The organism is Bradyrhizobium frederickii, assembly GCF_004570865.1.
GTDB lineage: Bacteria > Pseudomonadota > Alphaproteobacteria > Rhizobiales > Xanthobacteraceae > Bradyrhizobium > Bradyrhizobium frederickii.
Genome location: NZ_SPQS01000008.1, coordinates 301,659 through 326,423 on the forward strand (window position 1 = coordinate 301,659; position 24,765 = coordinate 326,423).

Annotated in this window: 22 protein-coding genes and 2 pseudogenes; 14 read left to right on the forward strand and 10 right to left on the reverse strand. The window is 64.9% G+C overall.

The window, feature by feature from the left end; translation table 11 throughout:
• The first annotated feature begins 3 nt into the window (after positions 1-3).
• The 3 genes from E4K64_RS16625 (at position 4) to E4K64_RS16635 (ending at position 3,021) form a co-directional block, all read left to right on the forward strand.
• Positions 4-708 (forward strand): iron reductase, encoded by a 705-nt coding sequence (locus tag E4K64_RS16625; protein WP_135164465.1) that lies wholly within the window; start codon positions 4-6, stop codon positions 706-708.
• Between the two features lie 23 nt (positions 709-731).
• Positions 732-1,481: a class III cytochrome C family protein gene (locus E4K64_RS16630; RefSeq protein ID WP_235884686.1), complete on the forward strand. Its 750-nt coding sequence runs from the start codon at positions 732-734 to the stop codon at positions 1,479-1,481.
• A gap of 928 nt (positions 1,482-2,409) precedes the next feature.
• On the forward strand, positions 2,410-3,021 hold the full coding sequence (locus tag E4K64_RS16635; RefSeq protein WP_135164466.1) for an RNA polymerase sigma factor: 612 nt from the start codon (positions 2,410-2,412) through the stop codon (positions 3,019-3,021).
• On the opposite strand, the pseudogene E4K64_RS16640 reads toward E4K64_RS16635, so the two are convergent.
• The 5 genes and pseudogenes from E4K64_RS16640 to E4K64_RS16660 form a co-directional block, all read right to left on the reverse strand.
• Positions 3,018-5,737, reverse strand: a pseudogene (locus E4K64_RS16640) (bifunctional diguanylate cyclase/phosphodiesterase). The gene E4K64_RS16635 and the pseudogene E4K64_RS16640 sit on opposite strands and share 4 nt — an antisense overlap.
• A gap of 176 nt (positions 5,738-5,913) precedes the next feature.
• A complete protein-coding gene (gene moaC / locus E4K64_RS16645; protein ID WP_135164467.1) occupies positions 5,914-6,462 on the reverse strand; it encodes a cyclic pyranopterin monophosphate synthase MoaC in 549 nt (182 codons plus the stop codon).
• Between the two features lies 1 nt (position 6,463).
• Positions 6,464-7,285 (reverse strand): indole-3-glycerol phosphate synthase TrpC, encoded by an 822-nt coding sequence (gene trpC, locus E4K64_RS16650; protein WP_135164468.1) that lies wholly within the window; start codon positions 7,283-7,285, stop codon positions 6,464-6,466.
• Positions 7,286-7,292: 7 nt separating this feature from the next.
• Positions 7,293-8,306, reverse strand: a complete 1,014-nt coding sequence (gene trpD, locus E4K64_RS16655; RefSeq protein ID WP_135164469.1) for an anthranilate phosphoribosyltransferase — start codon at positions 8,304-8,306, stop codon at positions 7,293-7,295.
• Positions 8,307-8,320: 14 nt separating this feature from the next.
• A complete protein-coding gene (locus E4K64_RS16660) occupies positions 8,321-10,219 on the reverse strand; it encodes a peptidylprolyl isomerase (RefSeq protein ID WP_135164470.1) in 1,899 nt (632 codons plus the stop codon).
• Between the two features lie 223 nt (positions 10,220-10,442).
• On the opposite strand from E4K64_RS16660, the gene tpiA reads away from it, so the two are divergent.
• From tpiA to E4K64_RS16695, 7 genes are all read left to right on the forward strand, one after another.
• Positions 10,443-11,198, forward strand: coding sequence for a triose-phosphate isomerase (gene tpiA / locus E4K64_RS16665; protein WP_135164471.1), 756 nt, complete (start codon positions 10,443-10,445; stop codon positions 11,196-11,198).
• A 140-nt stretch (positions 11,199-11,338) separates the two neighbouring features.
• Entirely contained in the window at positions 11,339-11,725 is a 387-nt protein-coding gene (gene secG / locus E4K64_RS16670) for a preprotein translocase subunit SecG (RefSeq protein WP_028136194.1), read from the forward strand.
• Positions 11,726-11,891: 166 nt separating this feature from the next.
• On the forward strand, positions 11,892-13,523 hold the full coding sequence (gene pyrG / locus E4K64_RS16675) for a CTP synthase (RefSeq protein ID WP_135164472.1): 1,632 nt from the start codon (positions 11,892-11,894) through the stop codon (positions 13,521-13,523).
• A 77-nt stretch (positions 13,524-13,600) separates the two neighbouring features.
• Complete coding sequence (locus E4K64_RS16680) at positions 13,601-13,927, forward strand: NIPSNAP family protein (protein ID WP_135164473.1); 327 nt, start codon at positions 13,601-13,603, stop codon at positions 13,925-13,927.
• 117 nt (positions 13,928-14,044) lie between these two features.
• Positions 14,045-14,893 carry a 3-deoxy-8-phosphooctulonate synthase gene (gene kdsA / locus E4K64_RS16685; protein ID WP_135164474.1) on the forward strand — a complete coding sequence of 283 codons (849 nt, stop codon included), beginning with the start codon at positions 14,045-14,047 and terminating at the stop codon, positions 14,891-14,893.
• A complete protein-coding gene (locus E4K64_RS16690; protein ID WP_135164475.1) occupies positions 14,893-16,101 on the forward strand; it encodes an MFS transporter in 1,209 nt (402 codons plus the stop codon). The genes kdsA and E4K64_RS16690 overlap by 1 nt, the downstream gene beginning before the upstream one ends.
• Before the next feature lie 65 nt (positions 16,102-16,166).
• On the forward strand, positions 16,167-16,382 hold the full coding sequence (locus E4K64_RS16695; RefSeq protein ID WP_135164476.1) for a hypothetical protein: 216 nt from the start codon (positions 16,167-16,169) through the stop codon (positions 16,380-16,382).
• Positions 16,383-16,432: 50 nt separating this feature from the next.
• Here E4K64_RS16695 and queF read toward each other — a convergent pair whose 3' ends face one another.
• Positions 16,433-16,885 (reverse strand): preQ(1) synthase, encoded by a 453-nt coding sequence (queF, locus tag E4K64_RS16700; protein ID WP_167772051.1) that lies wholly within the window; start codon positions 16,883-16,885, stop codon positions 16,433-16,435.
• A 50-nt stretch (positions 16,886-16,935) separates the two neighbouring features.
• Positions 16,936-17,913: a Vgb family protein gene (locus E4K64_RS16705; RefSeq protein ID WP_135164478.1), complete on the reverse strand. Its 978-nt coding sequence runs from the start codon at positions 17,911-17,913 to the stop codon at positions 16,936-16,938.
• 174 nt (positions 17,914-18,087) lie between these two features.
• On the opposite strand from E4K64_RS16705, the gene eno reads away from it, so the two are divergent.
• The 4 genes from eno (at position 18,088) to E4K64_RS16725 (ending at position 22,385) form a co-directional block, all read left to right on the forward strand.
• Positions 18,088-19,371: a phosphopyruvate hydratase gene (gene eno, locus E4K64_RS16710; protein WP_135164479.1), complete on the forward strand. Its 1,284-nt coding sequence runs from the start codon at positions 18,088-18,090 to the stop codon at positions 19,369-19,371.
• 34 nt (positions 19,372-19,405) lie between these two features.
• Positions 19,406-20,539 (forward strand): zinc-binding dehydrogenase, encoded by a 1,134-nt coding sequence (locus tag E4K64_RS16715; protein WP_135164480.1) that lies wholly within the window; start codon positions 19,406-19,408, stop codon positions 20,537-20,539.
• A 118-nt stretch (positions 20,540-20,657) separates the two neighbouring features.
• The gene (locus E4K64_RS16720) at positions 20,658-21,656 is read left to right on the forward strand and encodes an MBL fold metallo-hydrolase (RefSeq protein ID WP_135164481.1); all 999 of its coding nucleotides are present in this window, start codon (positions 20,658-20,660) and stop codon (positions 21,654-21,656) included.
• A gap of 177 nt (positions 21,657-21,833) precedes the next feature.
• Positions 21,834-22,385, forward strand: coding sequence for an NADPH-dependent FMN reductase (locus E4K64_RS16725; RefSeq protein ID WP_135164482.1), 552 nt, complete (start codon positions 21,834-21,836; stop codon positions 22,383-22,385).
• Between the two features lie 66 nt (positions 22,386-22,451).
• On the opposite strand, the gene acmB is transcribed toward E4K64_RS16725, so the two are convergent.
• From acmB to E4K64_RS16740, 3 genes and pseudogenes are all read right to left on the reverse strand, one after another.
• Positions 22,452-23,645, reverse strand: a complete 1,194-nt coding sequence (gene acmB, locus E4K64_RS16730) for a methyl acetate hydrolase AcmB (protein WP_135164483.1) — start codon at positions 23,643-23,645, stop codon at positions 22,452-22,454.
• A 54-nt stretch (positions 23,646-23,699) separates the two neighbouring features.
• Positions 23,700-24,470: pseudogene (locus E4K64_RS16735) on the reverse strand (NAD(P)/FAD-dependent oxidoreductase); the annotation flags it as partial.
• 62 nt (positions 24,471-24,532) lie between these two features.
• A partial coding sequence (locus E4K64_RS16740; protein WP_135164484.1) for an integrase core domain-containing protein occupies positions 24,533-24,765 on the reverse strand: 233 nt, incomplete at its 5' end.

Here is a 24,765-nt window from a genome sequence, read left to right on the forward strand (position 1 = left end):
CGGATGAACGGGAGAGAGCGCCTGATCGCGGATGCCGTTCTGGCTGCCCTGTTGCTGCTGGTGCCGGCTTTCCTGCTTCATTCCAACAGCCGGTTTGCCGGAAGCCTGGCCGGCTTTGTCCTCGGGGTGAGTGCGGCCGCGTTGATGATCCTTCTTCTCGCCTATCCCCTGATCAACCACAGCACGAGGCTCAAGGCGCTCGTCACGCGATGCGTATCGATGTCGACGCTCCTGGCGTTTCATGCCTATGCCGGGCTCGTCGCGGCCTTCCTCGCGCTGCTGCACACCGGGCACAAACTCCAGAGTCCGCTTGGGATCGCCCTTCTGACCAGCATGCTGATCGTCGTCATCACCGGATTCGTCGGCCGCTACTACCTGCCGCAAACCGCAATGGAGCTTCGCCAGCAGCAGTCGCATCTGGCGACCTTGAGATCGGCCTATGAGCACACCGCAGCGGCGATGTCGTCGCCCGATCGGGATCAGCGAGACGGGCCCGGCATGCATGCACGAGTGTTGCAGGATGTGCCGCTGCTGCAACTCGTCGATGGCATTTCCGACGTCGAAGCGGCGATCGGCTCGCGCGAGGCGGTCAAGAAGGTCTTCATGCAGTGGATCGGACTGCATGTCGTGGCCGCGATTGTCATGTACGCGCTGCTCGTGGTCCACGTGGCGAGCGAGGTCTATTACGGGCTGCGGTGGCTCGCGTGACGATCCGAGGGGCGCTCTACGTCGTGGTCGCGACACTGGCGGTCGCAAGTGCGGCGGCCGCGTCGATCGCCCTGTTTCGGGGCAGTCCAGGGATCGTACCGGGATGGGCGCGGATCGTAAGTCCCGGTCCGCTGTCTGCGAAGCATGCATTTCTGTCCAACAGCTGTGAGAGCTGCCATACGCCGGTCAAAGGCGTCGAGGCGGCCGCCTGTATCGCCTGCCACGCGCCTTCAGCTGCCGATCTTGCCAAACAATCGACGGCGTTCCACGCCGTGGCGGGTGGTCAATGCTCCGGCTGTCATCGCGAACATGCCGGCGGCATGCGGCCGACAGGGATGAACCATGCGTCGCTGCTGCAAGTCGCGATGTCTGCCTCCGACAAGACGGTGTTCGGCCGGACCGCGGCCGATCAAATGACAGCGGACCTGAGGGAGTTTCTCGGCCTGCCAAAGTCGGAGCAGCCGGAGAAGGCGGCGCTCAATTGTGCAAGCTGTCACAGCAACCGCGATCCGCACCGCGAATTATTTGGGCGGGAATGCGCGAATTGTCATGCGCTCGCGTCCTGGAAAATTGTGGGTTTCCTGCATCCTTCGCCAACCTCGAAGGACTGCGCGCAATGCCATCCGGCGCCGCCGAGCCACAACATGGGCCACTTCATGATGGACCGGATGATCGCGGGACAGGAGCATGCATCGGTCGATCAATGCTTTCTGTGCCACAGGACGGACTCGTTCAACGACATCAAGGGCGTCGGCTGGCTGAAGCACCATTGACCGGTGCGGGCGACGCTTGTGGGTCTCCAACATTACAGCATCGCCCGAAAATATTTCGTGATGCGTCTTGCAATGGGTCGCCGACGGGCGATGCCTTGCCGAAGCCCAAAATTCCACCGGACGAACGTGGTGAAAGGTCCGTCCTGCATGGCCGCTCCTCGTTTTCTGTTGGCCGACGCCACAACCAGAGTTATATCTTCCAGGGCAAGTAGCGGTGCAGGAATGATTGGCTCGACAAGGCCAAGGCGAAGGTGGTGGGGATGGCTTGTCGCCATCGCCTATCTGCTTGCGTCGATGACGCCGTCTCTTGCGATCCCGATCTCCCCCGTCACGGCGATACCGTGCGAACAGCCTGCGCATGCACACGATCAGATCTATGCCGGATCTGCGTTGCATTCGCATGACGTTGCGATGGAGGGGGATTGTGACGACGACCACGGGCACGGCGACCGACATGCGGCCTGCTGCGGCTCGGTGCTGTGCTTCAGCGCCGTGTCGCCTCAAGCTCCTGGAATCGCGAAATTCGGGTCCCAGCGCTCGCGCTGCGAAGCGCAGCCCGACGTGATCGCCCACGAAGGCGCGTTCCGCCGCCACTACCGTCCCCCCATCGCCTGAGCTAGCTCCCGAAGACCGTACTGCGCCGCTCCAGGTCAGAGCGCCGATCGACACGTCCGCGACGGGGTGCATCCCTGCGGATGATGGTGGTCGCGCCAGGGACTCGCGTGGCGCTACGCGTTGAGCGGAAGGACGTCGACAGGGCGATCATTGGCTGGCGGCAAGGCGAAGCCGCCGCGCGAGCAACCCGAGCGGCGATCTCTCACGACTTCTGTTCGGGAGCGGCGGTATCCGCCGATCGCGCTGGCGGGCGATCTGGCGAACCTGGCTCCAACGAAGCGATCTGCCGAATGGCACGCAAGGACGATAAGTCATGAAATCGCCGAACGAGGGGCCGCCGGTGCGGGCGGCAGGTTCTCTGGACGTGCAGGACACGGTCGTTCGTGCCGCGCTCGTCGGCAGCTACGATCGCCTGCGCGATTATCTGCAGCGACGCGTTGGCGGTCGGGCCGAAGCGGAAGAGGTGCTGCAGGCATTCATGTTGCGCGCGCTGGAGCGGTCTGGCGACATTCGCGACGCGGATTCGGTTCGAGGCTGGCTCAGCAGGGTTCTGGCGACGACCATCGCCGACTTCCATCGCCAGGTATCAAGAAGCAGGACGCGGGAGATGCCGTTCCCGCATGAACTCAACGATCGTCTGGCGGCTGACCAGGGTGCCGCGGCGAATAGCGTGGTTTGCGAGTGTCTCCATGTCCATCTGTCCCTGCTGAAGCCGGAGCATGCCGAGGTCATTAGAAGGGTCGATCTTGGCGGCGAACCGCGGGAACTGGTTGCCGCCGATCTGGGCGTGACGGTGAACAACCTGACCGTTCGTCTTCATCGCGCAAGGCAGGCGCTGAAAGAGCGGCTCGAGCAGACCTGTGTTGTATGCCTCGAGGAAAGTTTCTGGGAATGCCGCTGTGGCGATAACCGAGGTCCGACCTAACCCGCCTCGCGGCGGCGGCTGCCGCTGCCTTCGCGCTGGGCCAGCCGGCTGCGATGCAGCGCGAACAGCTCCAGCACCTTGTCGGCGGGCTTGGCGGCGCTGAACAGATAGCCCTGCATCTCGGAGCAGCCGAGCGCACGCAGCAGGCGCTGCTGCTCCTCGGTCTCGACGCCCTCGGCCGTGGTGGTCATGCGGCGCGCGGCCGCCAGATTGACGACGGCCTGGACGATGCTGGCGGAGCCGTCGGGACCGGCGATGTCGTCGACGAAACAGCGGTCGATCTTGATCTTGTCGAACGGGAAGCGGTGCAGGTAGCTCAGCGACGAGTAGCCGGTGCCGAAATCGTCAAGCGCGATGCGCACGCCGATGGCGCGGAGCTGGTGCAGGATCGTGAGCGCGGCATCGTCGTCGCGGATCAGCACCGCCTCGGTGATCTCGAGCTCGAGCCGGCTCGCCGGCAGGTTCGAAGCAGCGAGCGCCGCCATGATCTTCAGTGCCAGGGTGCCGCTCTTGAATTGCACCGGCGAGACGTTGACCGCGAGGCGGATGTCGTCGGGCCAGTTCACGGCGTCCCGGCAGGCGGTCGCCAGCACCCATTCGCCGACCTCGCTGATCAGGCCGGTGTCTTCGGCGATCGGGATGAACTCCGCCGGCGAGACCATGCCGCGCTCGGGATGGCGCCAGCGCACCAGGGCCTCGCAGCCGGTGACGCGATCGTCCTTCAGGCTGAGGCAGGGCTGGTAATAGACCTCGAGGCCGCCATGAGCGATGGCGTGGCGCAGGTCGCTCTCGAGCTGCCGGCGCTCGCGCACCTTGGCATCCATCTCCGGCTCGAAGAAGCGATAGGTGCGGCGTCCGGCGGACTTGGCGGCGTACATCGCCATGTCCGCGTTCTTGAGGATCTGGTCGAGCACCGTGCCGTGTTCCGGCGCGAGCGCGATGCCGATGCTGGCGTCGGTGGTGAGATGATGGCCCATGCAGTCGAACGGCGCGCGGATGGTCGCGTACATCCGCGCGACGAGCTCGTCGACCTGGTCTCGCGACGTCACCGCGCTCTGGACGACGGCGAATTCGTCGCCGCCGAGCCGCGCCACGAAATCCGCCGGGCCCGCACAGCGGCGCAGGCTTGCCGCAACCGATTTCAACAATTCGTCGCCGACGAGATGGCCGAGCGCGTCGTTGACGCCCTTGAACTCGTCGATGTCGATGTAATGCACCGCGATCTCTTCGCCGTTGCCGACCGTGGCCAGCTCGTTGCGCAGATGCTCGTGGAACATGGCACGGTTGGGCAGATCGGTCAGCGCGTCGTAATGGGCAAGGTGCGTGATGCGCTCCTCGATGCGGCGGCGCTCGGTGATGTCCTCATGGGTCGCCACCCAGCCGCCGTCCGTCAGCGGCTCGTTGAGGATGTGAATCGAGCGGCCATCGGAGGTATCGACCACCATGGAATTGCGCGTATGGACGCCCTTCAGCACGCGCGCGACGTAAGCGCCGACGTCGCCTGCGAAGGAGCCGGTTGCCTTGCGATGGGCGATGATGTCGTGAAAACTGCAGCCGGGCTTCACGATCTCGGCCGACAATCCGTACATTTCGATGTAGCGCTGGTTGCAGACCACCAGCCGCCGCTCGGCGTCGAACAGCAGAAGACCCTGCGTCATGTTGTTGACGGCGCGGTCGAGCCGCTGCTTCTCCAGCGTCAGCCGCTCGCGCGAGGCGCGGTGCTGCTCCAGCAGCTTGCGCACGACCGCGATCAGCAAGCCTGCGATGGCGAGCGCGGAGGCCACGGCGACCGAGACCAGCATGCCGATCTGCTCGCGCCAGTCGGCCAGGGCCGCCGCACGCGTCGTGGTTGCCATCATCAGGATCGGGAAATGGGGCAGGGCGCGCGAGGAGATCAGTCGATCGTCGCCGTCGATCGGGCTCGTGAAACGGCCGGCGAAATGATCGAGCCCGAAAACCCGCTGGTGTTCGAACTGACCGGTCTTGAAGTTTCGTCCCATCAATTCGCTGGAATGGGGATAGCGGGCGAGCAGCGTGCCGTCCCGATGCAGCATCGAGATCGTCGCGCCTTCGCCGAGCGCGACGGTAGCGAAGAACTTTTCGAAGTTGGCGGGCTCGATGCCGCGTCCGACGACACCGAGGAACTCGCCGTTGGGCCCGACGATCCTCCGGGCCACCAAGACGGTCCAGGCACCGGAGATGCGGCTGTGCAATGGCTCGATCAAGACGTCGGGCGCATTGGGATCATACCTAAGGTGCGAAAATAGGCGCGGTCGGCCACGTTGACCTTGGGAGCCGGCCACGTCGTCGATGAATTGATCAGGTTGCCTTCGGCATCGATGATGTTGACGCCGCCGATATGGGGCAGCGCCTCGATCTTCGAACGCAGCATGCGGTGGACCTCCTGACCAGAGAGGCGCGCGCGTAAGTCTGCGACGCTCGAGATGCCGATCGAACGCGCGTGATCGACGAAGTCTTTCTGGATGACCGCGAAATCCTGCAATTGCTGGTCGAAGTGATGGGCAAGCATCAGCACGGTGTTTTCCAGCTCGCGGCTGGAGTTGCGCAGCGCCCGCTCGCGGAAATTCTGCGCCATCAGGACCGAGCCTATCGCGATCGCCGCGATCAGCAGCGTGCCGCCCGCCACCAGCCAACGGATCGGGCCGCTGCGCACGAAGGCCTGGTCAAAAAAGCGAAAGCCGAATCTCGTCGTCATGCTGATCATTGCCGCGCACACCTCAGGATCAACTTATGGCCCTGAGAACACCCGTTGGTTTACGGAGACGATGTGGAGGCGAAGTTAGGAAGCGGGGTTAACGGAGCATGAATTGCCCCGCGCAAAAGCAAGCGATGCGCGTTGCAGGAGCGCCGGGTCGCCGAAACGAGGGGGCTTCAGGCGCGGTAATGCCCGGACTTGCCGCCGAGCTTCTCGACCAGATGGATGCCTTCGATGCGCACCCCGCGCTCGACCGCCTTGATCATGTCGTAGATGGTGAGGCAGGCGACCGACACCGCGGTGAGTGCCTCCATCTCCACGCCGGTCGGTCCCGTCACCTTCACGCTGGCGCGGACGAGGCAGCCCGGCAGCTTTGCGTCGGGCTCGATGTCGATAATGACCTTGGACAGCGCGAGCGGATGGCAGAGCGGGATCAGCTCCGAGGTGCGCTTGGCGGCCATGATGCCCGCGATGCGCGCGGTGCCGAGCACGTCGCCCTTCTTGGCGTTGCCTGACACGATCAGGTCGAGCGTCGCCTTGGTCATGACGACGCGGCCTTCCGCGACCGCGAGCCGCTCGGTGGCCGGCTTGTCCGACACGTCGACCATGCGCGCCTCGCCGGAGGCCCCGATATGGGTGAGGGCGGGGCCGGCCTTGGTCTTCAAGGTCCCGGTCTTCAAGGTCCCGGTCTTTGACGGCCTGGTCGCGGATGCCTTGCGCGCCATGTCAGCGCGTACCGGTCGCGCGCGCGCCCGTCTGCCGCGCCAGCAGCGTGCGCGTCGCCGCGGTGACGTCGGCCTGCCGCATCAGGCTCTCGCCGACCAGGAAGGTCGACATGCCGACGCGCTCGAGCCGGGCGAGATCGGCGGGCGTGAAGATGCCGCTCTCGCCGACCATCAGCCGGTCCGCCGGGATCAGCGGCGCCAAGGCCTCGCTGGTCGCGAGCGTGGTCTCGAAGGTGCGAAGATTGCGGTTGTTGACCCCGATCATCGGCGAACGAAGTTTCAGCGCCCGGTCGAGCTCGGCGCGGTCGTGGATCTCGATCAGCACGTCCATGCCGTAGGCAGTCGCAGCGTCCTCGAGATCCCCGGCGGTGGCATCGTCGAGCGCGGCCATGATGATCAGGATGCAATCGGCGCCGTGCGCGCGGGCTTCGACCACCTGATAGGTGTCGAACATGAAATCCTTGCGCAGCACCGGCAGGGACGTTGCGGCGCGCGCCGCCACCATGAAGTCGAGATGGCCCTGGAACGAGGGCGTGTCGGTCAGCACCGACAGGCAGGCGGCGCCGCCCGCCTCATAGGCCTTGGCGAGCTGCGGCGGATCGAAATCGGCGCGGATCAGGCCCTTCGAGGGCGAGGCCTTCTTCACCTCGGCGATCAGCGCGTAGTCGCCGTTGGCGTGCCTGGCCTTGATCGCGCGCACGAAGCCGCGCGGAGCCCCTTGCGCCTTCGCCTTTGCCTCAATCGCCTCGAGCGGCTGTGCGCGCTTGGCGGCTGCGATCTCTTCGCGCTTGTAGGTCTCGATCTTGGTCAGGATGTCCGACATGTCAGGCTCAGCCGTTCGAGACCGCGACCAGGTGCTTCAGGCGCATGTTCGCCGCACCGCTGTCGAGAGACTTGGTGCCGATCGCAACGCCCTCCTTGAGGTCGTTGGCGCGCCCGGCCACGACCAGTGCGGCGGCGGCGTTCATCAAGGCCACGTCGCGATAGGCGCTCGGCTTGCCATTGAGCACGCTTTGCAGCGCGATCGCATTGGCGTCCGCATCGCCACCCTTCAGCGCGCCGGACTCGCAGCGCAATAGGCCCGCGTCTTCCGGCGTCACCTCGAAATTCCGGATCTCGCCGTTGTGGAGCGCGGAGACGAAGGTCGGGCCGGTGAGGGTGATCTCGTCGAGACCGTCGGAGCCGTGCACCACCCAGGCGGATTCGGAGCCGAGGTTCTTGAGCACCTGCGCCAGCGGCTGCACCCATTGCCTGGAGAAGACGCCGACCATCTGCCGCTTCACGCCGGCCGGATTGGACAGGGGGCCGAGCAGGTTGAAGATCGTGCGCGTCGCGAGCTCGACCCGGGTCGGGCCGACGTTCTTCATCGCAGGATGGTGGGCGGGCGCGAACATGAAGCCGATGCCGCATTCGCGCACGCAGCGCCCGACCTGCTCCGGCCTGAGGTCGATCTTCACGCCGAGCGAGGCCAGCACGTCGGCGGCGCCCGAGCGCGACGACAGGGCGCGGTTGCCGTGCTTGGCCACCGGCACGCCGGCGCCCGCGACGATGAAGGAGGCGCAGGTCGAGACGTTGACCGAGCCGGAGCCGTCGCCGCCGGTGCCGACGATGTCGACGGCGTCCGGCGGTGCCGTCACGGTCAGCATCTTGGAGCGCATCGCCGCGACCGCGCCGGTGATCTCGTCCACGGTTTCGCCGCGCACCCTGAGCGCCATCAACAGGCCGCCCATCTGCGAGGGCGTGGCCTCGCCGCTCATCATGGCGTCGAAGGCGGCAGCGGCTTCGTCACGCGACAGGCTGGCGCCGGTCGCCACTTTTCCAATGATCGATTTCAGGTCGTCCATCGCGTGCTTTCAACTCACTGGTTCGCGCCGGTCACCTGCGCGAAGGCGGCCTGATTAATGGTGGTGCCGATGTCGGTTTCAAGCTTGTTGACGTAGGAGGCGACCTGCTCCTCGGTCTGGGCGCGGTCGAGGCTCTCCTTCAGCTTCTTGACCGCGTCGGAGGCCACGTCGACCGCGGGACCGACGATGTCGGTGACGCGGAAGACGATGACCTCGGTGCCGCCGGTCACCGGCGTCTGTCCGACGCCATCCTTGGCGGTGCGGAAGGCGGCCGCCACGACCGCTGCGGGCACGCCGGCTGGCGTATCGTCGCGCTTGAAGCCGGTCGCGGTCTCGACCTTGGCGCCGATGGCGGAGGCCTCATCGGCGAGCTTGCCGCCCGCTTCGAGCTTCTTCACCATCTCGGTCGCCTTGGCCTTGAGCTTGGTCGCGATCTGGTCCTGGCGCCAGCGCGCCTCGACCTGGTCGCGGACCTCGTCGAGATTGCGGTCGCGCGAGGGCGTGATGGCGAGCACGTCGTACCAGACATAGCCGCCCTTGAACGAGATCGAATCGTTGTCGACGCCGACATCGGTGTTGAAGGCCTGCGACACCACGTCGAGGCCCTGCGGAATGCTGGCGACCAGCTGGCCGTTCGGGGCGCGGCCGGAGCGGTCGACAGCCTCGATGGTCACGGCGGTGAGCCCGAGCTTCTGCGCCGCCTCGATCACGCTGGCGCCGCCGCCGCGCTCGTCTTCCATCTTGTCGCGGAGATCATTGACCTTGACGCGCGCGCGCTCGGTCGCGATCTCGCGCTTGATGTCGCCGGCCGCGCTGGCGTAGTCCGCTTCCTTGCCCGGCTCGATCTTGTCGACCTTGACGATGGACGTGCCGAGCGCGCCCTGGATCGGCTGGCTGATCTCGCCGGCGGGAAGCGCGAACGCGGCTTCCCCGACTACGGCGTCCAGTGAAGATTTGGTGACGAGGCCAAGATCGACATCGGAGGCGCTCAGTCCGCGTTCCTTGCCGAGGTCCTCGAACGACATGCCGCCGACGAGACGCTCCCGGGCGGCCTGCGCTTCCGCGGCGTTGGGGAAGACGATCTGCTGGATCTGGCGCTTCTCCGGCGTGCCGAGCCGGTCCTTGCGCTGCTCGAACACCTTCCTGGCGTCCTCGTCCGACACCTCGCTCCACTTGCCGATCTCTTCCGGCGAGACCACCACGAAGGCGATCTTGCGATATTCGGGCGCGCGGAACTGAACCTTGTGTTCCTCGAAATAGGCCGCGAGCGCCTCGGGCGAGGGCGCGTCGATCTGGCCCGACTGGGCGGCATCGAGTCTGACGAATTCAATGGCGCGCTGCTCGTTCTGGTAGCGCGTCAGCACGTCGATAATGGCCTTCGACGGCTCGAGGCCGGCCCCGATCGTGCCGGTGATCTGCCGGCGCAGCGACACCTTGCGCTGCTCGGCCACGTAGCGCTGCTCGGTATAGCCGAAATTGCGGATCATGGCCTGGAAGCGGTTCGCATCGAAATTGCCGCCGACACCCTTGAAGTTGGGGTCGTTCATGATGAGCTGGCGGATCTGGTCATCGGACTGACCGAGCCCGAGCCGGCGCGCCTCCTCGTCGAGGGCAGCTTCCGCGATGGTCTGCTGCAGCACCTGGCGGTCGAGGCCGAAGGCGCGCGCCTGGTCGGGCGTCAGCGGACGGCCGATCTGACGGCCGATCTGCTGCAGGCGGTCGGTGTAGATCTGGCGGAACTCGTTCAGCGAAATCTCGGTGCGGCCGATCTTGGCGACCGTGGACTGCCCGAAGCCTTTGAAGATGTCGGCGATGCCCCAAATGCCGAAACTGATGATCAACACGCCCATCACCACGGCCATAATGGTCTTGCCGAGCCAGTTTGATGAGGCCTTGCGCATTCCTCGAAGCATTTGGTCCAACTTGTCTGAGCAGGAGGGGAACGGGAGCGCGTCTTAATGCAGATTCCGCAAAAGCGCGTCACCAAATTGATCCATCATCATAAAGTGGCGGCTTTCCCCCCGCAACCTCAGGTCCGGGGACCGCTTACGGCTGCGGTGAAAAGCCTCTGGTCTCTGGAACTGCGGCAGGTCCTCTGCTAGCGCATGCACAAACCTCATTTTGCTGGGAATCGACATGACCGACGCCATCCGCCCCCTGATCGCCGGCAATTGGAAGATGAACGGCCTGAAGGCCCAGTCTGCCGAGTTCGAGGCCATGCTCGACGGTGCGGCCGAGGTGACCGGCAAGGCCGACCTGCTGGTCTGCCCGCCCGCGACCCTGATTGCCGCCTTCGCCGAGAAGGCGCGCGGCAAGAAGGTCGCGGTCGGGGCCCAGGATTGCCATCCCAAGGCCTCCGGCGCGCATACCGGCGATATTGCCGCCGAAATGCTGGTGGATGCGGGGGCGAGCGCCGTCATCGTCGGCCATTCCGAGCGCCGCGCCGATCACGGCGAGGGCGATGCCCTGATCCGCCAGAAGGCTGAAGCGGCCTGGCGCGCCGGGGCGACAGCGATCGTCTGCGTCGGCGAAACCCAGGGCCAGCGCGACGCCGGTCAGACCCTGGAGATTCTGCGCGGGCAGCTCGCCGGCTCGCTGCCGGACGGCTCGACCGCCGCGAATCTCGTCGTGGCCTATGAGCCGGTCTGGGCAATCGGCACCGGCCTGACCCCCACGGCCAAGGATGTCGAGCAGATTCATGGGTTTATCCGGGAACTCCTGACCGTCAGGTTCAACGCCGAAGGTAGCCGGATGCGCATCCTCTACGGCGGCTCGGTCAAGCCCTCGAATGCGGCCGAGCTGATGGCCGTGAAGAACGTCAACGGAGCCCTGGTCGGCGGCGCCAGCCTGAAGGCGGCCGATTTCCTTGCGATCGCCAAGGGCTGCCCCTAGCTAAGTCCAAAGCGCTGACCCGGACCCGATCGGGGGTGGCAATGCCCCTTCCGATCGTGTAACACCGCGCAACTTCAGGAAAACCCGCGAAGCGCGATCGGCCGACGTCAGGCGCCGCCCGCTTGTGACGGAAGGGCACTATGCAGACCGTTGTCATCGTCATCCATCTCATGATCGTCGCCGTGATGATCGGCGCCGTCCTGCTCCAGAAGTCGGAAGGCGGCGGCCTTGGCATGGGCGGCGGCGCGGGCTTCATGTCGAGCCGCGGCACCGCGAACCTGTTGACGCGAACCACCGCGATCCTGGCCGCCGGCTTCTTCCTCACCAGCATGTTCCTGTCCTGGCACGCCGGCTACAGCCGCGCGCCGTCGTCGATCATCGGCACGCCGGCGTCGCAGGGCCAGCCGGCCGGCGGATCGCCGATCGCGCCGCCGACCTCGGGCGGCATCCTGGATTCGCTGAAGAAGGCGGACGAGCAGCAGCAGGCGCCGGCTCCGACCGGCCCACAGGTGCCGCGCTCGCAATAAAGCAGGGGGGCCATGCAGGGCGGCCGCTACCGTCCTGCCTCAACAATCCCCATCAAGGCACTGTCACCACTCTTCGTTTTGGCTCACCCACAGGCCCGCAGAATCTTTGGGGCGGAATACGAATCGCTTTGGCGAATCGAATTCGAGGGATTAGAGGTTAAGTCCCATGGCGCGGTACATATTCATCACCGGCGGCGTGGTTTCTTCGCTCGGCAAGGGTCTGGCTTCAGCGGCACTCGGTGCGCTGTTGCAAGCCCGGGGCTACAAGGTCCGCCTCCGCAAGCTCGACCCCTATCTCAATCTCGATCCCGGAACGATGTCGCCGTATCAGCACGGCGAAGTGTTCGTGACCGATGACGGCGCGGAGACCGATCTCGATCTCGGTCATTACGAGCGTTTCACCGGCCGGCCGGCGACCAAGGCCGACAACATCACGACCGGGCGCATCTACCAGGACATCATCTCCAAGGAGCGCCGCGGCGATTATCTCGGCGCGACCATCCAGGTGGTTCCGCACGTCACCAACGCGATCAAGGAATTCGTCCTCGACGGCAATGACGATTATGATTTCGTCCTGGTCGAGATCGGCGGCACGGTCGGCGACATCGAGGGTCTGCCGTTCTTCGAGGCGATCCGCCAGCTCAAGAACGAGCTGCCGCGCGATCACGCCGTCTACATCCATCTGACGCTGCTGCCCTATATTCCGAGCGCCGGTGAACTGAAGACCAAGCCGACGCAGCACTCGGTGAAGGAGTTGCGGTCGATCGGCATCCAGCCGGACATCCTGCTCTGCCGGACCGACCGCGAGATCCCGAAGGAAGAGCGGCGCAAGTTAGGGCTGTTCTGCAACGTGCGCGAAAGCGCCGTGATCGAGGCGCGCGACGTCGACAACATCTACGCGGTGCCCGAGGCCTATCACAATGCGGGCCTCGACGACGAGGTGCTCGCCGCCTTCGGCATCGGCTCGCGGATTCCGCCGGAGCTGCGCAGCTGGCAAGAGATCAATGAGCGCGTGCGCAATCCCGAAGGCAACGTCACCATCGCCATCGTCGGCAAATATACCGGCATGAAGGATGCGTATAAGTCGCTGATCGAGGCGCTCTCGCATGGCGGCATCGCCAACAAGGTCAAGGTCAATCTCGACTGGATCGAGAGCGAGATCTTCGAGAAGGAAGATCCCGCGCCGTTCCTCGAGCACGTCAACGGCATCCTCGTCCCGGGTGGGTTCGGCCAGCGCGGCGCCGAAGGCAAGATCAAGGCGGCGCAGTTCGCGCGCGAGCGCGACGTGCCGTATTTCGGCATCTGCTTCGGCATGCAGATGGCGGTGATCGAGGCGGCGCGAAACCTCGTCGGCATCGAGGACGCCAATTCCACCGAGTTCGGCCCGACCAAGGAGCCCTTGGTCGGCCTGATGACGGAATGGCTGCGCGGCAACGAGCTCGAGAAGCGCTCGCAGGCCGGCGATCTCGGCGGCACGATGCGGCTTGGCGCATACCCTGCGGCGCTGAGCCGCGGCAGCCGCGTCTCGCAGGTCTATGGCGGCGCCACCGAGATCTCCGAGCGTCACCGCCATCGCTACGAGGTCAACACCGCCTACAAGGACCGCCTCGAGCAGCACGGCCTGAAATTCTCAGGCCTGTCGCCCGACGGCGTGCTGCCTGAAATCGTCGAGTACGAGGACCACCCCTGGTTCATCGGCGTTCAGTTCCACCCCGAGCTGAAGTCGCGCCCGTTCGAGCCGCATCCGCTGTTCGCCTCGTTCATTCAGGCGGCGATGGTGCAGAGCCGGCTGGTGTAGCCGGCTCGGCCCGCCTTTGACGGGTGCGCAATTTGTTGCGACAACTCCCGCCGCAAGAACAAAGGGAGTGAACTGCAATGATCTACGAAATGCGCGTCTATCGCTGCCTGCCCGGCCGGCTGCCGGCGCTCTTGAAGCGGTTTGAGACCGCCACGCTGAAAATCTGGGAGAAGCACGGCATCAGGCAGGCCGGGTTCTTCACGACGCTGATCGGTGACTCCAACCAGGAACTGACCTATTTCCTGGCCTGGGAGTCGCTCGCCGAGCGCGAGAAGAAGTGGGGCGCGTTCATGACCGATCCGGATTGGATGAAAGCCCGTGCCGAGAGCGAAGCCGACGGCCAGATCGTCGGCAACATCGTCAGCCAGATCCTGACGCCGACCGCATTCTCGGCGGTGAAGTAGCGATCCGCACCGCGGCGGGGAGCTCCGGCGCAACCCTGATATTCGAACGGTCCGGGCCGAATAGGGTTGATCCGACCCTCATCGCGGCTATGGTCGCGCCGAAACGAGGGATTTGCCTTGAGCTCTTCGCATTCAGCGGCGCCGGTCGTCACCATTGGAAAGGTCAAATTCGGCAATGACCTGCCGATCTCGATCATTGCCGGACCCTGCCAGCTCGAAAGCCGTCAGCATGCGCTGGAGGTCGCCTCCGCGCTGAAGGAGATCGCTGCGCGGCTGAACATCGGCCTCGTCTACAAGACCTCGTTCGACAAGGCCAACCGCACCAGCGCCTCGGCTGCGCGCGGCCTCGGCCTTTCGCAGTCGCTGCCGATCTTCGGCGAAATCCGCGCCTCGCTCGGCCTGCCGGTCCTGACCGACGTGCACGAGGCCGCGCAATGCGCCGAGGTGGCGCAGGCCGTGGACATTCTGCAGATCCCCGCCTTCCTGTGCCGGCAGACCGATCTGCTGCTGGCCGCGGCTGCGACCGGCAAGGTCGTGAACGTCAAGAAGGGCCAGTTCCTGGCGCCGTGGGACATGGCCAATGTCGTCACCAAGATCACGAGTGCGAACAATCCAAACGTGCTCGTCACCGAGCGCGGGGTGTCGTTCGGCTACAACACGCTGGTCTCCGACATGCGCGCGCTGCCGATCCTGGCGCGCACCACTGGCGCCCCCGTGATCTTCGATGCCACCCATTCGGTGCAGCAGCCGGGCGGGAAGGGGGCCTCTTCGGGCGGCGAGCGCGAATTCGTGCCGGTGCTCGCCCGCGCTGCGGTCGCGGTCGGTGTTGCCGGCGTCTTCATCGAGACCCATCCCGATCCTGATCGCGCGCCCTCCGACGGGCCCAACATGGTGCCGCTGCGCGAGTTCGAGGGGCTGATCGCCAGACTGATGGCGTTCGACGCGCTGGCAAAGAACCCGCGCTGATGCAGCAAGGCGAGGCGCGGGCGCACGATCACGGCCTGCCGACAGCGCTTTACGTCATCTCAGGCGCAAGCTTCGCCGCAGCCTTGTCGGCGCGCGCGCTCGATCCGGTGCTGCCGCACGTCGCCGAGGATTTTAACGTCAGCATCGCCACCGCCGCGGGCTTTGCCGCGGTGTTCGCCTTCACCTTCTCGATCATCCAGCCCATCATCGGCGCTGCCGCCGATCTGTTCGGCAAGACGCGGCTGATGATCGGCTGCCTCGCGCTGCTCGGCCTCGCCAACATCCTGGGCGCATTTTCGACCTCGTTCTCGGTTCTGTTTGCGACCCGCATCCTCGCCGGCATCGGCTCGGGCGGCGTGTTCCCGGTGGCGCTCAGCCTGACCAGCGATCTCGTCGGGCCCGAGAAGCGCCAGGTTGCGATCAGCCGCACGCTGGCCGGCGCCATGACCGGCAATCTGCTCGGCGCCTCGGCTTCGGGTCTGATCGGCGATTTCCTCGGCTGGCGCGGCGTGCTCGCGGTGCTCGGGGGGCTCGTGATCGTGGCGTCGATCGCGGTGGCGGCCGGCTTTCGCGGCGCCAAGGTCAAGCCTCCGCCGAAGACGAGTCTGTCGGCACTGAAGGCCGGCTATCGCACCATCTTCACGAACCCGAATGCCTATGTCTGCTATTCGGCGGTGTTCATCGAAGGCTGCTGCGTGCTCGGCCTGTTTCCCTACATCGCCTCGTTCCTGTTCGAGCTCGGCCAGACCTCGCTGTCGATCGCCGGCATGGTCATCGCGGGCTTTGCGGTCGGCGGCCTGTTCTACACGCTGACGGTGTCGCGCCTGCTGCCGTGGCTGGGCATGAAGGGCATGATGATTGCCGGCATGACGCTGGTGGCCTCGCAGCTCGTCGCCGTCGCGTTCGGTCCGCGCTGGGAAGTGCAGGCGCTGAATCTCATCGTGATGGGATGGGGCTTCTACATCGCCCATGGCTGTCTGCAGGTCTTCGCCAGCGAGCTCTCGGTCGATGCGCGCGCCACCGCGCTGTCGCTGCATTCGTTCTTCTTCTTCATGGGGCAGACCGTGGGCCCGCTCGCCTATGGCTTCGGGCTGCATCACGCCGGCAAGATGCCGACCCTGTTTGTCAGCGCCGCGGTCATGGTGGTGCTGGGCCTCGTCTGTGCCCGGCTGCTCAAGCCGCGGGCACCCTCCGACGCGCGCACCTGACGAAAGTGCACCGGAATCCTGCAACTAAAATCGGACGTCGTGCCATCGGCGTGCTACAGCCGGGGATGACAAAGTTCCTGATCGCCGCGCTGCTCGGCATTGCTCCGGTCGCCGCGCAGACGTCTCAAGTCGAGCCCAAGCCGCCCGTGACGGATCGCGAGCAGGTGCAGGCTGACCGAGCGAAAGCGGCTACCGAGGAAAAGAACGCGCCGACCGCGCGTCCATGGGACCGAGATGCCAACGGCAAACGGCCCTGGGAAAGGTCATCCGTCTCGAAGTAGCGCAAGGCGCGTCGCAACCAGGTTCGCGCGCTTCGCCGTTCGCGTCGTTCTCAGCCCCGCCCGCGATAGGGCGCGACGCCTTGCTCGGGCACCCAAAGGCCCTTCGGCACGCGGCCGGTCTGCCAGAACACGTCGATCGGAATGCCGCCGCGCGGATACCAATAGCCGCCGATGCGCAGCCATTTCGGCTTGATCTCCGAGGCGATGCGCTTGCCGATCATCACGGTGCAGTCCTCGTGAAAGGCGCCGTGGTTGCGGAAGCTCGCGATGTAGAGCTTGAGCGATTTCGACTCCAGCAGCCAGGCACCCGGCGCGTAGTCGATCATCAGATGTGCGAAATCCGGCTGGCCCGTGACCGGACAGAGCGAGGTGAATTCCGGCACGGTGAAGCGCACCAGATAGTCGGTGCCTTTTTGCGGATTGGGCACGCGGTCGAGCTGGCCGTCTTCCGGTGTGTGCGGCCACTCGACCGCACGGCCGAGCTGGAGGGATTTCTTCGCCATCGTCGTCACATCCTGTTTCGATGCCGGGATGGACGCAAATATCGCGGCCGTCAACCGCTCGCGATCGTCTGGATCATGACGATGCGGTCGTTGCCGGACTCGCAGCCCCAGAGCTCACCCGGCCGTCCGTCGAGCTGGCGCACATTGGCATTGGCCTTGTCGCTGGCGAAGAGGTTGAACGTCTCCGTAGCAGGATCGAAGCGGACGATGGCGTTGGCGGAGAAATCGGTCAGCCAGACCTTGTCCTTGTCGTCGACGAAGACGGCATAGGCGCGGGGGCGTTCGCCCGGCAGCTTCCACGTCTTCCACGACCCATCGGCGGGATCGTGCACCGAGACATGGCCGCTATTCCATTCGCTGACCCAGATCCGGCTCCTCGAGTCGGACCACACCCGCCGCGAGCCTTGGCCCGGCGTCGGCGGCTCGACAACGCTGGCATTGCCGGTCGCACGGTCGATCTTCGCGATATGACTGCCGGCGAGCGAGGCGTACCAGACATCGCCCTTGGGGGTGACCGTGATGCCGTAGGGGCCGACGCCCTTGGGCGCCCTGAACACATTCATGTCGCCAGACTTCGGCGCGAGGCGGCCGTAATAGCCGGACTGACCGGTGAACCAGTAAGTGCCCTCCTTGTCGAACACGCCGGTGTTGAGATTGGCGGCAGCGAACTTTTCCGGCAGGCGGAACAGGGTGACCTTGAGATCGGCAGGATCGACCCGTGCGATCGCGTTCTGGCCGCCCTCGGTAATCCAGGGCGCGCCGTCGGGACCGATGGTCACGCCATGCGGAGCGGCGCCCTCGCCGAGGCTGAGCGTCTTGAAACGGCCATCCCGGGGATCGAGCCTGCCGAGCAGGCCCTTGCCCTGCGCCGTGAACCAGACCGAACCGTCGGGGGCGGGGGCTAGATCATGCAGGCCGATGCCGGCACTGATCGGGAAATATTTCGTCCGGAACGGACCTTCCTGGGCAAGAGCTGGGCGGGTCGCGAGCAGCGCGGCGCTCGAGACAAGAAACTGGCGGCGATTCATGGCGTTACCCCGGCTGGTTGAGATTGAGGTTGGACGCGCAGATCAGGCGAATTCGAGCTTAGCCCCGGCCGCTTCACGCGTCAGTCGAAGCCCACCGTCCAAGCGTTCACATTTGCTTGCGGCCCGTGTAAGACCCGCGGCACCGATCAGCCCTAACGAACGGAAGTGCACATCATGACCGCCATTATCGACATCATCGGCCGCGAAATCCTCGATAGCCGGGGCAATCCCACCGTCGAGGTCGATGTCGTGCTGGAGGATGGCGCGCTCGGCCGCGCTGCCGTGCCTTCCGGCGCGTCGACGGGTGCCCATGAGGCGGTGGAACTGCGCGACGGCGACAAGGCCCGCTATCTCGGCAAGGGTGTCAGCAAGGCGGTCGGCGCCGTCAACGGCGAGCTCTTCGAGGCCCTCAGCGGCCTCGATGTCGAGCAGCAGGCCCAGATCGACCAGATCATGATCGACCTCGACGGCACGGCGAACAAGAGCCGGTTGGGGGCCAACGCCATCCTCGGCGTCTCGCTGGCCTGCGCCAAGGCCGCCGCCAACTCGCTCGACATGCCGCTCTACCGTTACGTCGGCGGCACCTCGGCGCGCCTTTTGCCGGTGCCGATGATGAACATCATCAATGGCGGCGTGCATGCCGACAACCCGATCGACTTCCAGGAATTCATGATCCTGCCCGTCGGCGCCTCGTCCTTTGCCGAGGGCCTGCGCTATGGCGCGGAAGTCTTCCACACGCTGAAGTCGGAGCTGAAGAAGGCCGGCCACAACACCAATGTCGGCGACGAGGGCGGCTTTGCCCCGAACCTGCCGTCGGCCGACGCCGCGCTCGACTTCGTCATGAACGCGATCGGCAAGGCCGGCTTCAAGGCCGGAAGCGACATCGTGCTCGGCCTCGACTGCGCCTCGACCGAGTTCTTCAAGGACGGCAAGTACGTTTATGAAGGCGAGGGCAAGACCCGCTCGATCTCCGAGCAGGCCAAGTACCTCGCTGACCTCGTCTCGCGCTATCCGATCGTCACCATCGAGGACGGCATGTCGGAAGACGACATGGACGGCTGGAAGGAGCTCACCGACCTCGTCGGCAAGAAGTGCCAGCTCGTCGGCGACGACCTGTTCGTCACCAACGTCAAGCGCCTCGCCGACGGCATCAAGGCCGGCCGCGCCAACTCGATCCTGATCAAGGTCAACCAGATCGGCACGCTGACCGAGACGCTCGCCGCCGTCGAGATGGCGCACAAGGCCGGCTACACCTCGGTGATGTCGCACCGCTCCGGCGAGACCGAGGATTCCACCATCGCCGACCTCGCGGTCGCAACGAATTGCGGTCAGATCAAGACCGGCTCCCTTGCGCGTTCCGACCGCACCGCCAAATACAATCAGCTCCTGCGCATCGAGCAGCAGCTCGGCAAGCAGGCGCTGTACGGCGGCAAGGCGGCACTGAAGGCGCTGGCATAAGCCGGCGCTTTACCAAACACAGGGGAGGACCGACATGAGCGACGGCAAGTCCGGACTGCAGCTGCGTTCGCTGCTCAAGAAGAGCGGCGAGCTGGAATTGTCCCTCGTGAACGTCCCGACGCCGGAGCCGGCCGACGACGAGGTCGTGGTTCGCGTCGAGGCGACGCCGATCAACCCCTCCGACCTCGGGCTCCTCATCGGGCCGGCCGACATGTCGGCCGCCAAGGCCTCCGGCACGAAGGAGATGCCGGTCATCACCGCGACGATGCCGGAGGCGACGATGCGGATGATGGGAGCCCGGCTCGATCAGTCGCTGCCGGTCGGCAACGAGGGCGCCGGCACGGTGATTGGGGCCGGATCGTCGGACGCTGCGAAGGCCCTGATGGGCAAGACGGTGTCGATGATCGGCGGCGCGATGTACACGCAGTACCGCGTGCTGAAGGTCCGCGACGTCATGGAGCTGCCGGCGGGCACCACGGCCGCCGACGGCGCGTCCTGGTTCGTCAATCCGCTGACCGCGCTCGGCATGACCGAGACGATGCGGCGCGAGAACCACAAGGCGCTCGTGCACACCGCGGCGGCCTCCAATCTCGGCCAGATGCTCAACAAGATCTGCATCAAGGACGGCATCGACCTCGTCAACATCGTCCGGAGCAAGGAGCAGGCCGATATCCTGCGCAAGATCGGCGCCAAGTACATCGTGGATTCCAGCGCGCCTGATTTCACGGACGCTCTCACCAATGCGCTGGTCGAGACCGGCGCCACGATCGCGTTCGACGCCATCGGCGGCGGCAAGCTGGCCAGCCAGATTCTGACTGCGATGGAAGTCGCGGCCAACAAGACCGCGAAGGAATACAGCCGCTACGGCTCCAACGTGTACAAGCAGGTCTACATCTACGGCAGCCTCGACAATCGGCCGACCGAATTGAGCCGGTCGTTCGGTCTGACCTGGGGCGTCGGCGGCTGGCTGCTGACGCCCTTCCTCCAGAAGATCGGCCCGGCCGAGATCGGCCGCCTGCGCCAGCGTGTGGCATCCGAGCTCAAGACCACCTTCGCCAGCCACTACACCAAGGTGGTCTCGCTGGCCGAGGCGCTCGATCCCGCCAACATCGCCGTGTACGGCAAACGCGCCACCGGGGAAAAATTCCTCATCAACCCGAATAAATAATCGTGATCTGCGAAGGCAGGTCACCGAAGGAAGGTCTTGCCTTCTGAGCGCAGCCGGAGATTATTCCGCCGCCATTGCAAGCGGAAAAACCGCAAAGCGCTCAGAAGGGGACCTCTCCATGATCGATCTCAATCGCCGTCAACTGCTCGCAGGCGCCGCCGCCCTCGGTGCGGCTGCCGCGACCGGGCTTGGACCGACCGCCGCCAAGGCCTCAGTCCCGCAAGCGGGAACGCAGGCGCCGGGCTTCTATCGCTACAAGGTCGGCAGCTTCGAGTGCACCTCGATCAACGACGGTGCGCGCACTTTTCCGATGCCGGACAAGTTCGTCGCCAACATTCCGAAGGACGAGGCGCTGGCCGCCGGGGAGGCGGCCTACATGCCGAAGGGCATGGTCACGATCCCGTTCAACCCTCAGCTCATCAATACCGGCTCCAAGCTGGTGCTGATTGATACCGGTAACGGCATAGCCAATTTCGAGGCGAGCAAGGGCGCAGTCGGCCGCACATTGCAGAACATCCAGGCTGCCGGCATCGACCCCAAGAGCGTCGACGTTGTGCTGCTGTCGCATATGCACGGCGACCACATCAACGGCGTTCGCCTGGCCGACGGCGCCTTGGCCTTTCCGAACGCGGAGATCATGGTGCCCGGCAAGGAGTGGGAGTTCTGGACCAGTGAGGACAACGCCGCCAAGGCCGAGTCCAATCAGGCGCTGAAGAGCAACTTCGCCAACGTGAAGAAAATCTTCGCCGGCCTCGAGTCCAAGGTGACGAAGTATGACTGGGGCAAGGAGGTCGCGCCGGGCATCACCTCGATCGCAACGCCGGGCCACACGCCCGGCCACACCTCGTTCGCGGTTGCGTCGGGCGACGCCAAGGTGCTGATCCAGTCCGACGTCACCAACATCCCGGAATTCTTCCTGCGCAATCCGGACTGGCACGTCGCGTTCGACATGGATGCTGCGATGGCGCAGGCGACGCGCCACAAATTCTACGACATGGCGGCAGCGGAGAAGGCCACCGTGGTCGGCTTCCACTTCACGTTCCCGTCGGTCGGCCATGTCGAAAAGGACGGCGTCAAATATCGCCTGATTCCGTCGGCGTGGAATCCGACGCTCTGAGCTGGGTCAGCATCCGCGCGCAAGGATCGGGCCGCCGCTAGGCGGCCCGATTTGTTTGAACCATCTACTTTCGCGAAACGCAGCGTTTCCAAATCGGGCTGATTCATGCACTTGCATCCATCGGTTCGGATCGCTTAAGTGCCATCGGGCACTTCCCTCAAGGTTCAAGGACACCTCATGGCCTACAATATCGTCACGATCGCCGGCAGCCTGCGCAAGGACAGCTTTTCGCTGAAGATCGCCAACGCGCTCGCCAGGCTCGCGCCTGGCTCGCTGAAGCTGGAGGTCATCACGCCGGCCGGCATCTCGTTCTTCAATCAGGATCTCGAGGGTGCGCCGCCCGCGGATTGGCTCGCCTTCCGCGACAAGCTTCAGAAATCGAACGGCGTCCTGTTCGTCACCCCCGAATACAATCGCTCGATCCCGGGCGTCCTCAAGAACGCCATCGACGTCGCCTCGCGTCCCTATGGCAAGAGCTCGTTCCTCGGCAAGCCGGTTGGCATCATCTCCAACTCGCCGGGACCGCTCGGCGGCGTCAGCGCGGCCAAGCATCTGCAGAACATCCTGCCGGGCATCTCCGGTCCGCTGCTGCAGCAGCCGGAAATCTACCTCAACGGCGTCGGCGACGCCTTCGACGCGGACGGCAATTTGACCAAGGATTCCCTGAAGACGGTGCTGCAGCAGTACATCGATGCCTTCGCCGCGCACGTGGCGAAGAACCAGGGCTGAGGCCGAATTGCTGAGGACGAGGCCGATCTCATGATCGGCCTCCCATTGGACCCTTGAAACGCAAGTCTAGCTTGCCATGCGCTGCTTCAGGCTCTGGTAGAACGCCGTCTCGAAGTTCATGTAACCGATGAACGACGCTGGATCACCGAAGGGGAGAATTTGGGTGGCCCAAAACCCGCCGAAGCCGTTCTGGCGGTCGATCCAGTAGAACAGGTTGGCAAGGCCCGCCCAGCCAAGCGCACCGGCGGGACGTCCCGTCGGCGCTTGTTCGTCGTTGATCATAAAGGTCAGTCCCCACGACTTGGACTGGCCGGGGAAGAACTCCGCGTCATTGCACAGCGAGGGAATGACTCCGCTGATCGGCGTCACCTTTTTGTCGCCGAGATGGTTCTTCTCCGCCATGCGCACGGTTTCGGCCTTCAGCACGCGGCCGTACTCGCCCGCTCCGTCATTCAGCCACATGCGGATGAAGCGCATGTAGTCGCCGACGGTGCCGTAGAGTCCGTGACCCCCCATATGAACTTCGGGCTTGGCCGGCAGTTCGAAATCCATCGGCGTCAGCGAGCCGTCGGCGTTTCGCGCGTGGATACCGGCCAGTCGTTGGCGCATCGGCTCGGTCAGTTCGAAGGTCATGTCCTTGATCCCGAGCGGTTCGAAGATGCGCGCCTTGAAGACGTCCCCGAGCCGTCGGTCCGCGATGGCTTCGACGATCTGGCCGCACCAATCGATGTTGGTTCCGTAGTCCCATCGCTCGCCCGGCTCGAACAAGAGCGGGGTCATCAGGCAGGCTTTGGTCGCGGTGATCACGCTTGGCTGACCCTTTTCCTGGGCCAGCCGATTGTAGGTGTGGTTGATGAAATCGTAGCTCAATCCTGCGGAGTGAGTCATCAGCATGCGGGTGGTGATATCGCGCTTTGGCGGACGCAGGATCGGCTCGCCCCTGTCGTCAAAGCCATCGATCACCTGGAGCTTGCCGATCTCGGGCGCATAGCGCTGCGCAGGCGCGTCGAGATCGAGCTTGCCTTGCTCGACAAGTTGCAGGACCGCCGTACCGGTAATCGCCTTCGTCGTGGAGAAGATGGCGAAGATGCTGTCGGTCGTCATGTCGGCGGCAGAATCGAGCCGGCGCTTGCCGGCAGCGCCCTCGTAGACATTGCGGTAGCGATTCGTCACCATCGCGACGACGCCCGGTACGCTCGGCGTGGATGCAACGACATCTTCGAGAACGGTGTCTGCCGTCGCGCCAAAGTTCATGATCATAATTGTCCTCCGGTGTGGATTGAAAATTGTTCGCTCGAGGCGGCGCTTGCGCGGTCAGTTCATGGCAAAGCCCTGGTATGCGCTCGCCGCGGCTTCGTCGCATTTCTGGCGATAGGCGCCGACGCCGCCGCAATAGGAAAGAACGCGGCGCGGCTTGCCTTCGACGTTCGAGCCCAGGTACCAGGAATTGGTCTTTGCGATCAGCGTCGCGTTGGCGATCTCGTCGTGGTGCGTCACCCAGCCGTCTTCCGCGTCCTTGGTCGGCTCGATCACCGTCAGGCCCTTGGCCCGCATGTACCTGATGCAGTTGTCGATCCATTCGACCTGCTGCTGCAAGCACGTGGTCATGTTGCACAGAGCAGCCGCAGGCGCGAGCGGCGCGGCTGTCGTGAACATGTTGGGGTAACCGTGAACCTGCAGGCCCATCGTCGTGCGAATATCCTTGGCCCAATCCTCTTTGAGCGATCGTCCGCCCCGTCCCCTGATATCGATGCGGGTCAGGGCGCCAGTACCGGCGTCGAAGCCGGTTGCGAGAATGATCATATCGAGGTCATGGACCGTGCCGTCGGCGGTCTGGATGCCCACCGGCGTCACCCGTTCGATCGGATTGTTCTTGACGCTGACGATCTCGACATTGGGCCGATGGAAAGCCTCGAGGAAGTTCTGCTCGAGCGGCACCCGGTGCGTCCCGAAGCCATACTCTGTGGGGATCAGGAGGTCGCACAGCTTCGGGTCCTTGAGCCGCTCACGCATCTTCTCGCGGACGAAGTCCGAGATTTCTGCGTTGACCGGCTCTTCGAAGAACAGCTCAGCGAAGGACGAGATCTGAGCTGGCCCCGGTTGTCTGAACAGAATATCCGCGTCGATAAGTGGAGCCTCTGCCGGGGTTAGGCTGCCGTGCGGAGCGGCAGCGGGGTGAAGTAGGCTTGATCCGGTGTGCTGCCGTCAAGGCTCGAATGTGGACGGCGGCAATTGTAGAAGTCCAGATAGCGGCCAATCGAGGCGCGAGCGTCGCTGACGCTGTCGTAGGCCCGCAGATACACCTCCTCGTATTTGACGCTGCGCCACAGCCGCTCAACGAACACGTTGTCCCGCCAGGCGCCCCGGCCGTCCATACTGA

Bases quoted from the DNA above. Each gene is read 5' to 3' on its own strand.
- E4K64_RS16625 (WP_135164465.1), top strand. From the start codon at position 4: ATGAACGGGAGAGAGCGCCTGATCGCGGATGCCGTTCTGGCTGCCCTG.
- E4K64_RS16635 (WP_135164466.1), top strand. From the start codon at position 2,410: ATGAAATCGCCGAACGAGGGGCCGCCGGTGCGGGCGGCAGGTTCTCTG.
- moaC (WP_135164467.1), bottom strand. From the start codon at position 6,462: ATGGCGCGCAAGGCATCCGCGACCAGGCCGTCAAAGACCGGGACCTTG.
- trpC (WP_135164468.1), bottom strand. From the start codon at position 7,285: ATGTCGGACATCCTGACCAAGATCGAGACCTACAAGCGCGAAGAGATC.
- trpD (WP_135164469.1), bottom strand. From the start codon at position 8,306: ATGGACGACCTGAAATCGATCATTGGAAAAGTGGCGACCGGCGCCAGC.
- E4K64_RS16660 (WP_135164470.1), bottom strand. From the start codon at position 10,219: ATGCTTCGAGGAATGCGCAAGGCCTCATCAAACTGGCTCGGCAAGACC.
- tpiA (WP_135164471.1), top strand. From the start codon at position 10,443: ATGACCGACGCCATCCGCCCCCTGATCGCCGGCAATTGGAAGATGAAC.
- secG (WP_028136194.1), top strand. From the start codon at position 11,339: ATGCAGACCGTTGTCATCGTCATCCATCTCATGATCGTCGCCGTGATG.
- pyrG (WP_135164472.1), top strand. From the start codon at position 11,892: ATGGCGCGGTACATATTCATCACCGGCGGCGTGGTTTCTTCGCTCGGC.
- E4K64_RS16680 (WP_135164473.1), top strand. From the start codon at position 13,601: ATGATCTACGAAATGCGCGTCTATCGCTGCCTGCCCGGCCGGCTGCCG.
- E4K64_RS16690 (WP_135164475.1), top strand. From the start codon at position 14,893: ATGCAGCAAGGCGAGGCGCGGGCGCACGATCACGGCCTGCCGACAGCG.
- E4K64_RS16695 (WP_135164476.1), top strand. From the start codon at position 16,167: ATGACAAAGTTCCTGATCGCCGCGCTGCTCGGCATTGCTCCGGTCGCC.
- queF (WP_167772051.1), bottom strand. From the start codon at position 16,885: ATGGCGAAGAAATCCCTCCAGCTCGGCCGTGCGGTCGAGTGGCCGCAC.
- E4K64_RS16705 (WP_135164478.1), bottom strand. From the start codon at position 17,913: ATGAATCGCCGCCAGTTTCTTGTCTCGAGCGCCGCGCTGCTCGCGACC.
- eno (WP_135164479.1), top strand. From the start codon at position 18,088: ATGACCGCCATTATCGACATCATCGGCCGCGAAATCCTCGATAGCCGG.
- E4K64_RS16715 (WP_135164480.1), top strand. From the start codon at position 19,406: ATGAGCGACGGCAAGTCCGGACTGCAGCTGCGTTCGCTGCTCAAGAAG.
- E4K64_RS16720 (WP_135164481.1), top strand. From the start codon at position 20,658: ATGATCGATCTCAATCGCCGTCAACTGCTCGCAGGCGCCGCCGCCCTC.
- E4K64_RS16725 (WP_135164482.1), top strand. From the start codon at position 21,834: ATGGCCTACAATATCGTCACGATCGCCGGCAGCCTGCGCAAGGACAGC.
- acmB (WP_135164483.1), bottom strand. From the start codon at position 23,645: ATGATCATGAACTTTGGCGCGACGGCAGACACCGTTCTCGAAGATGTC.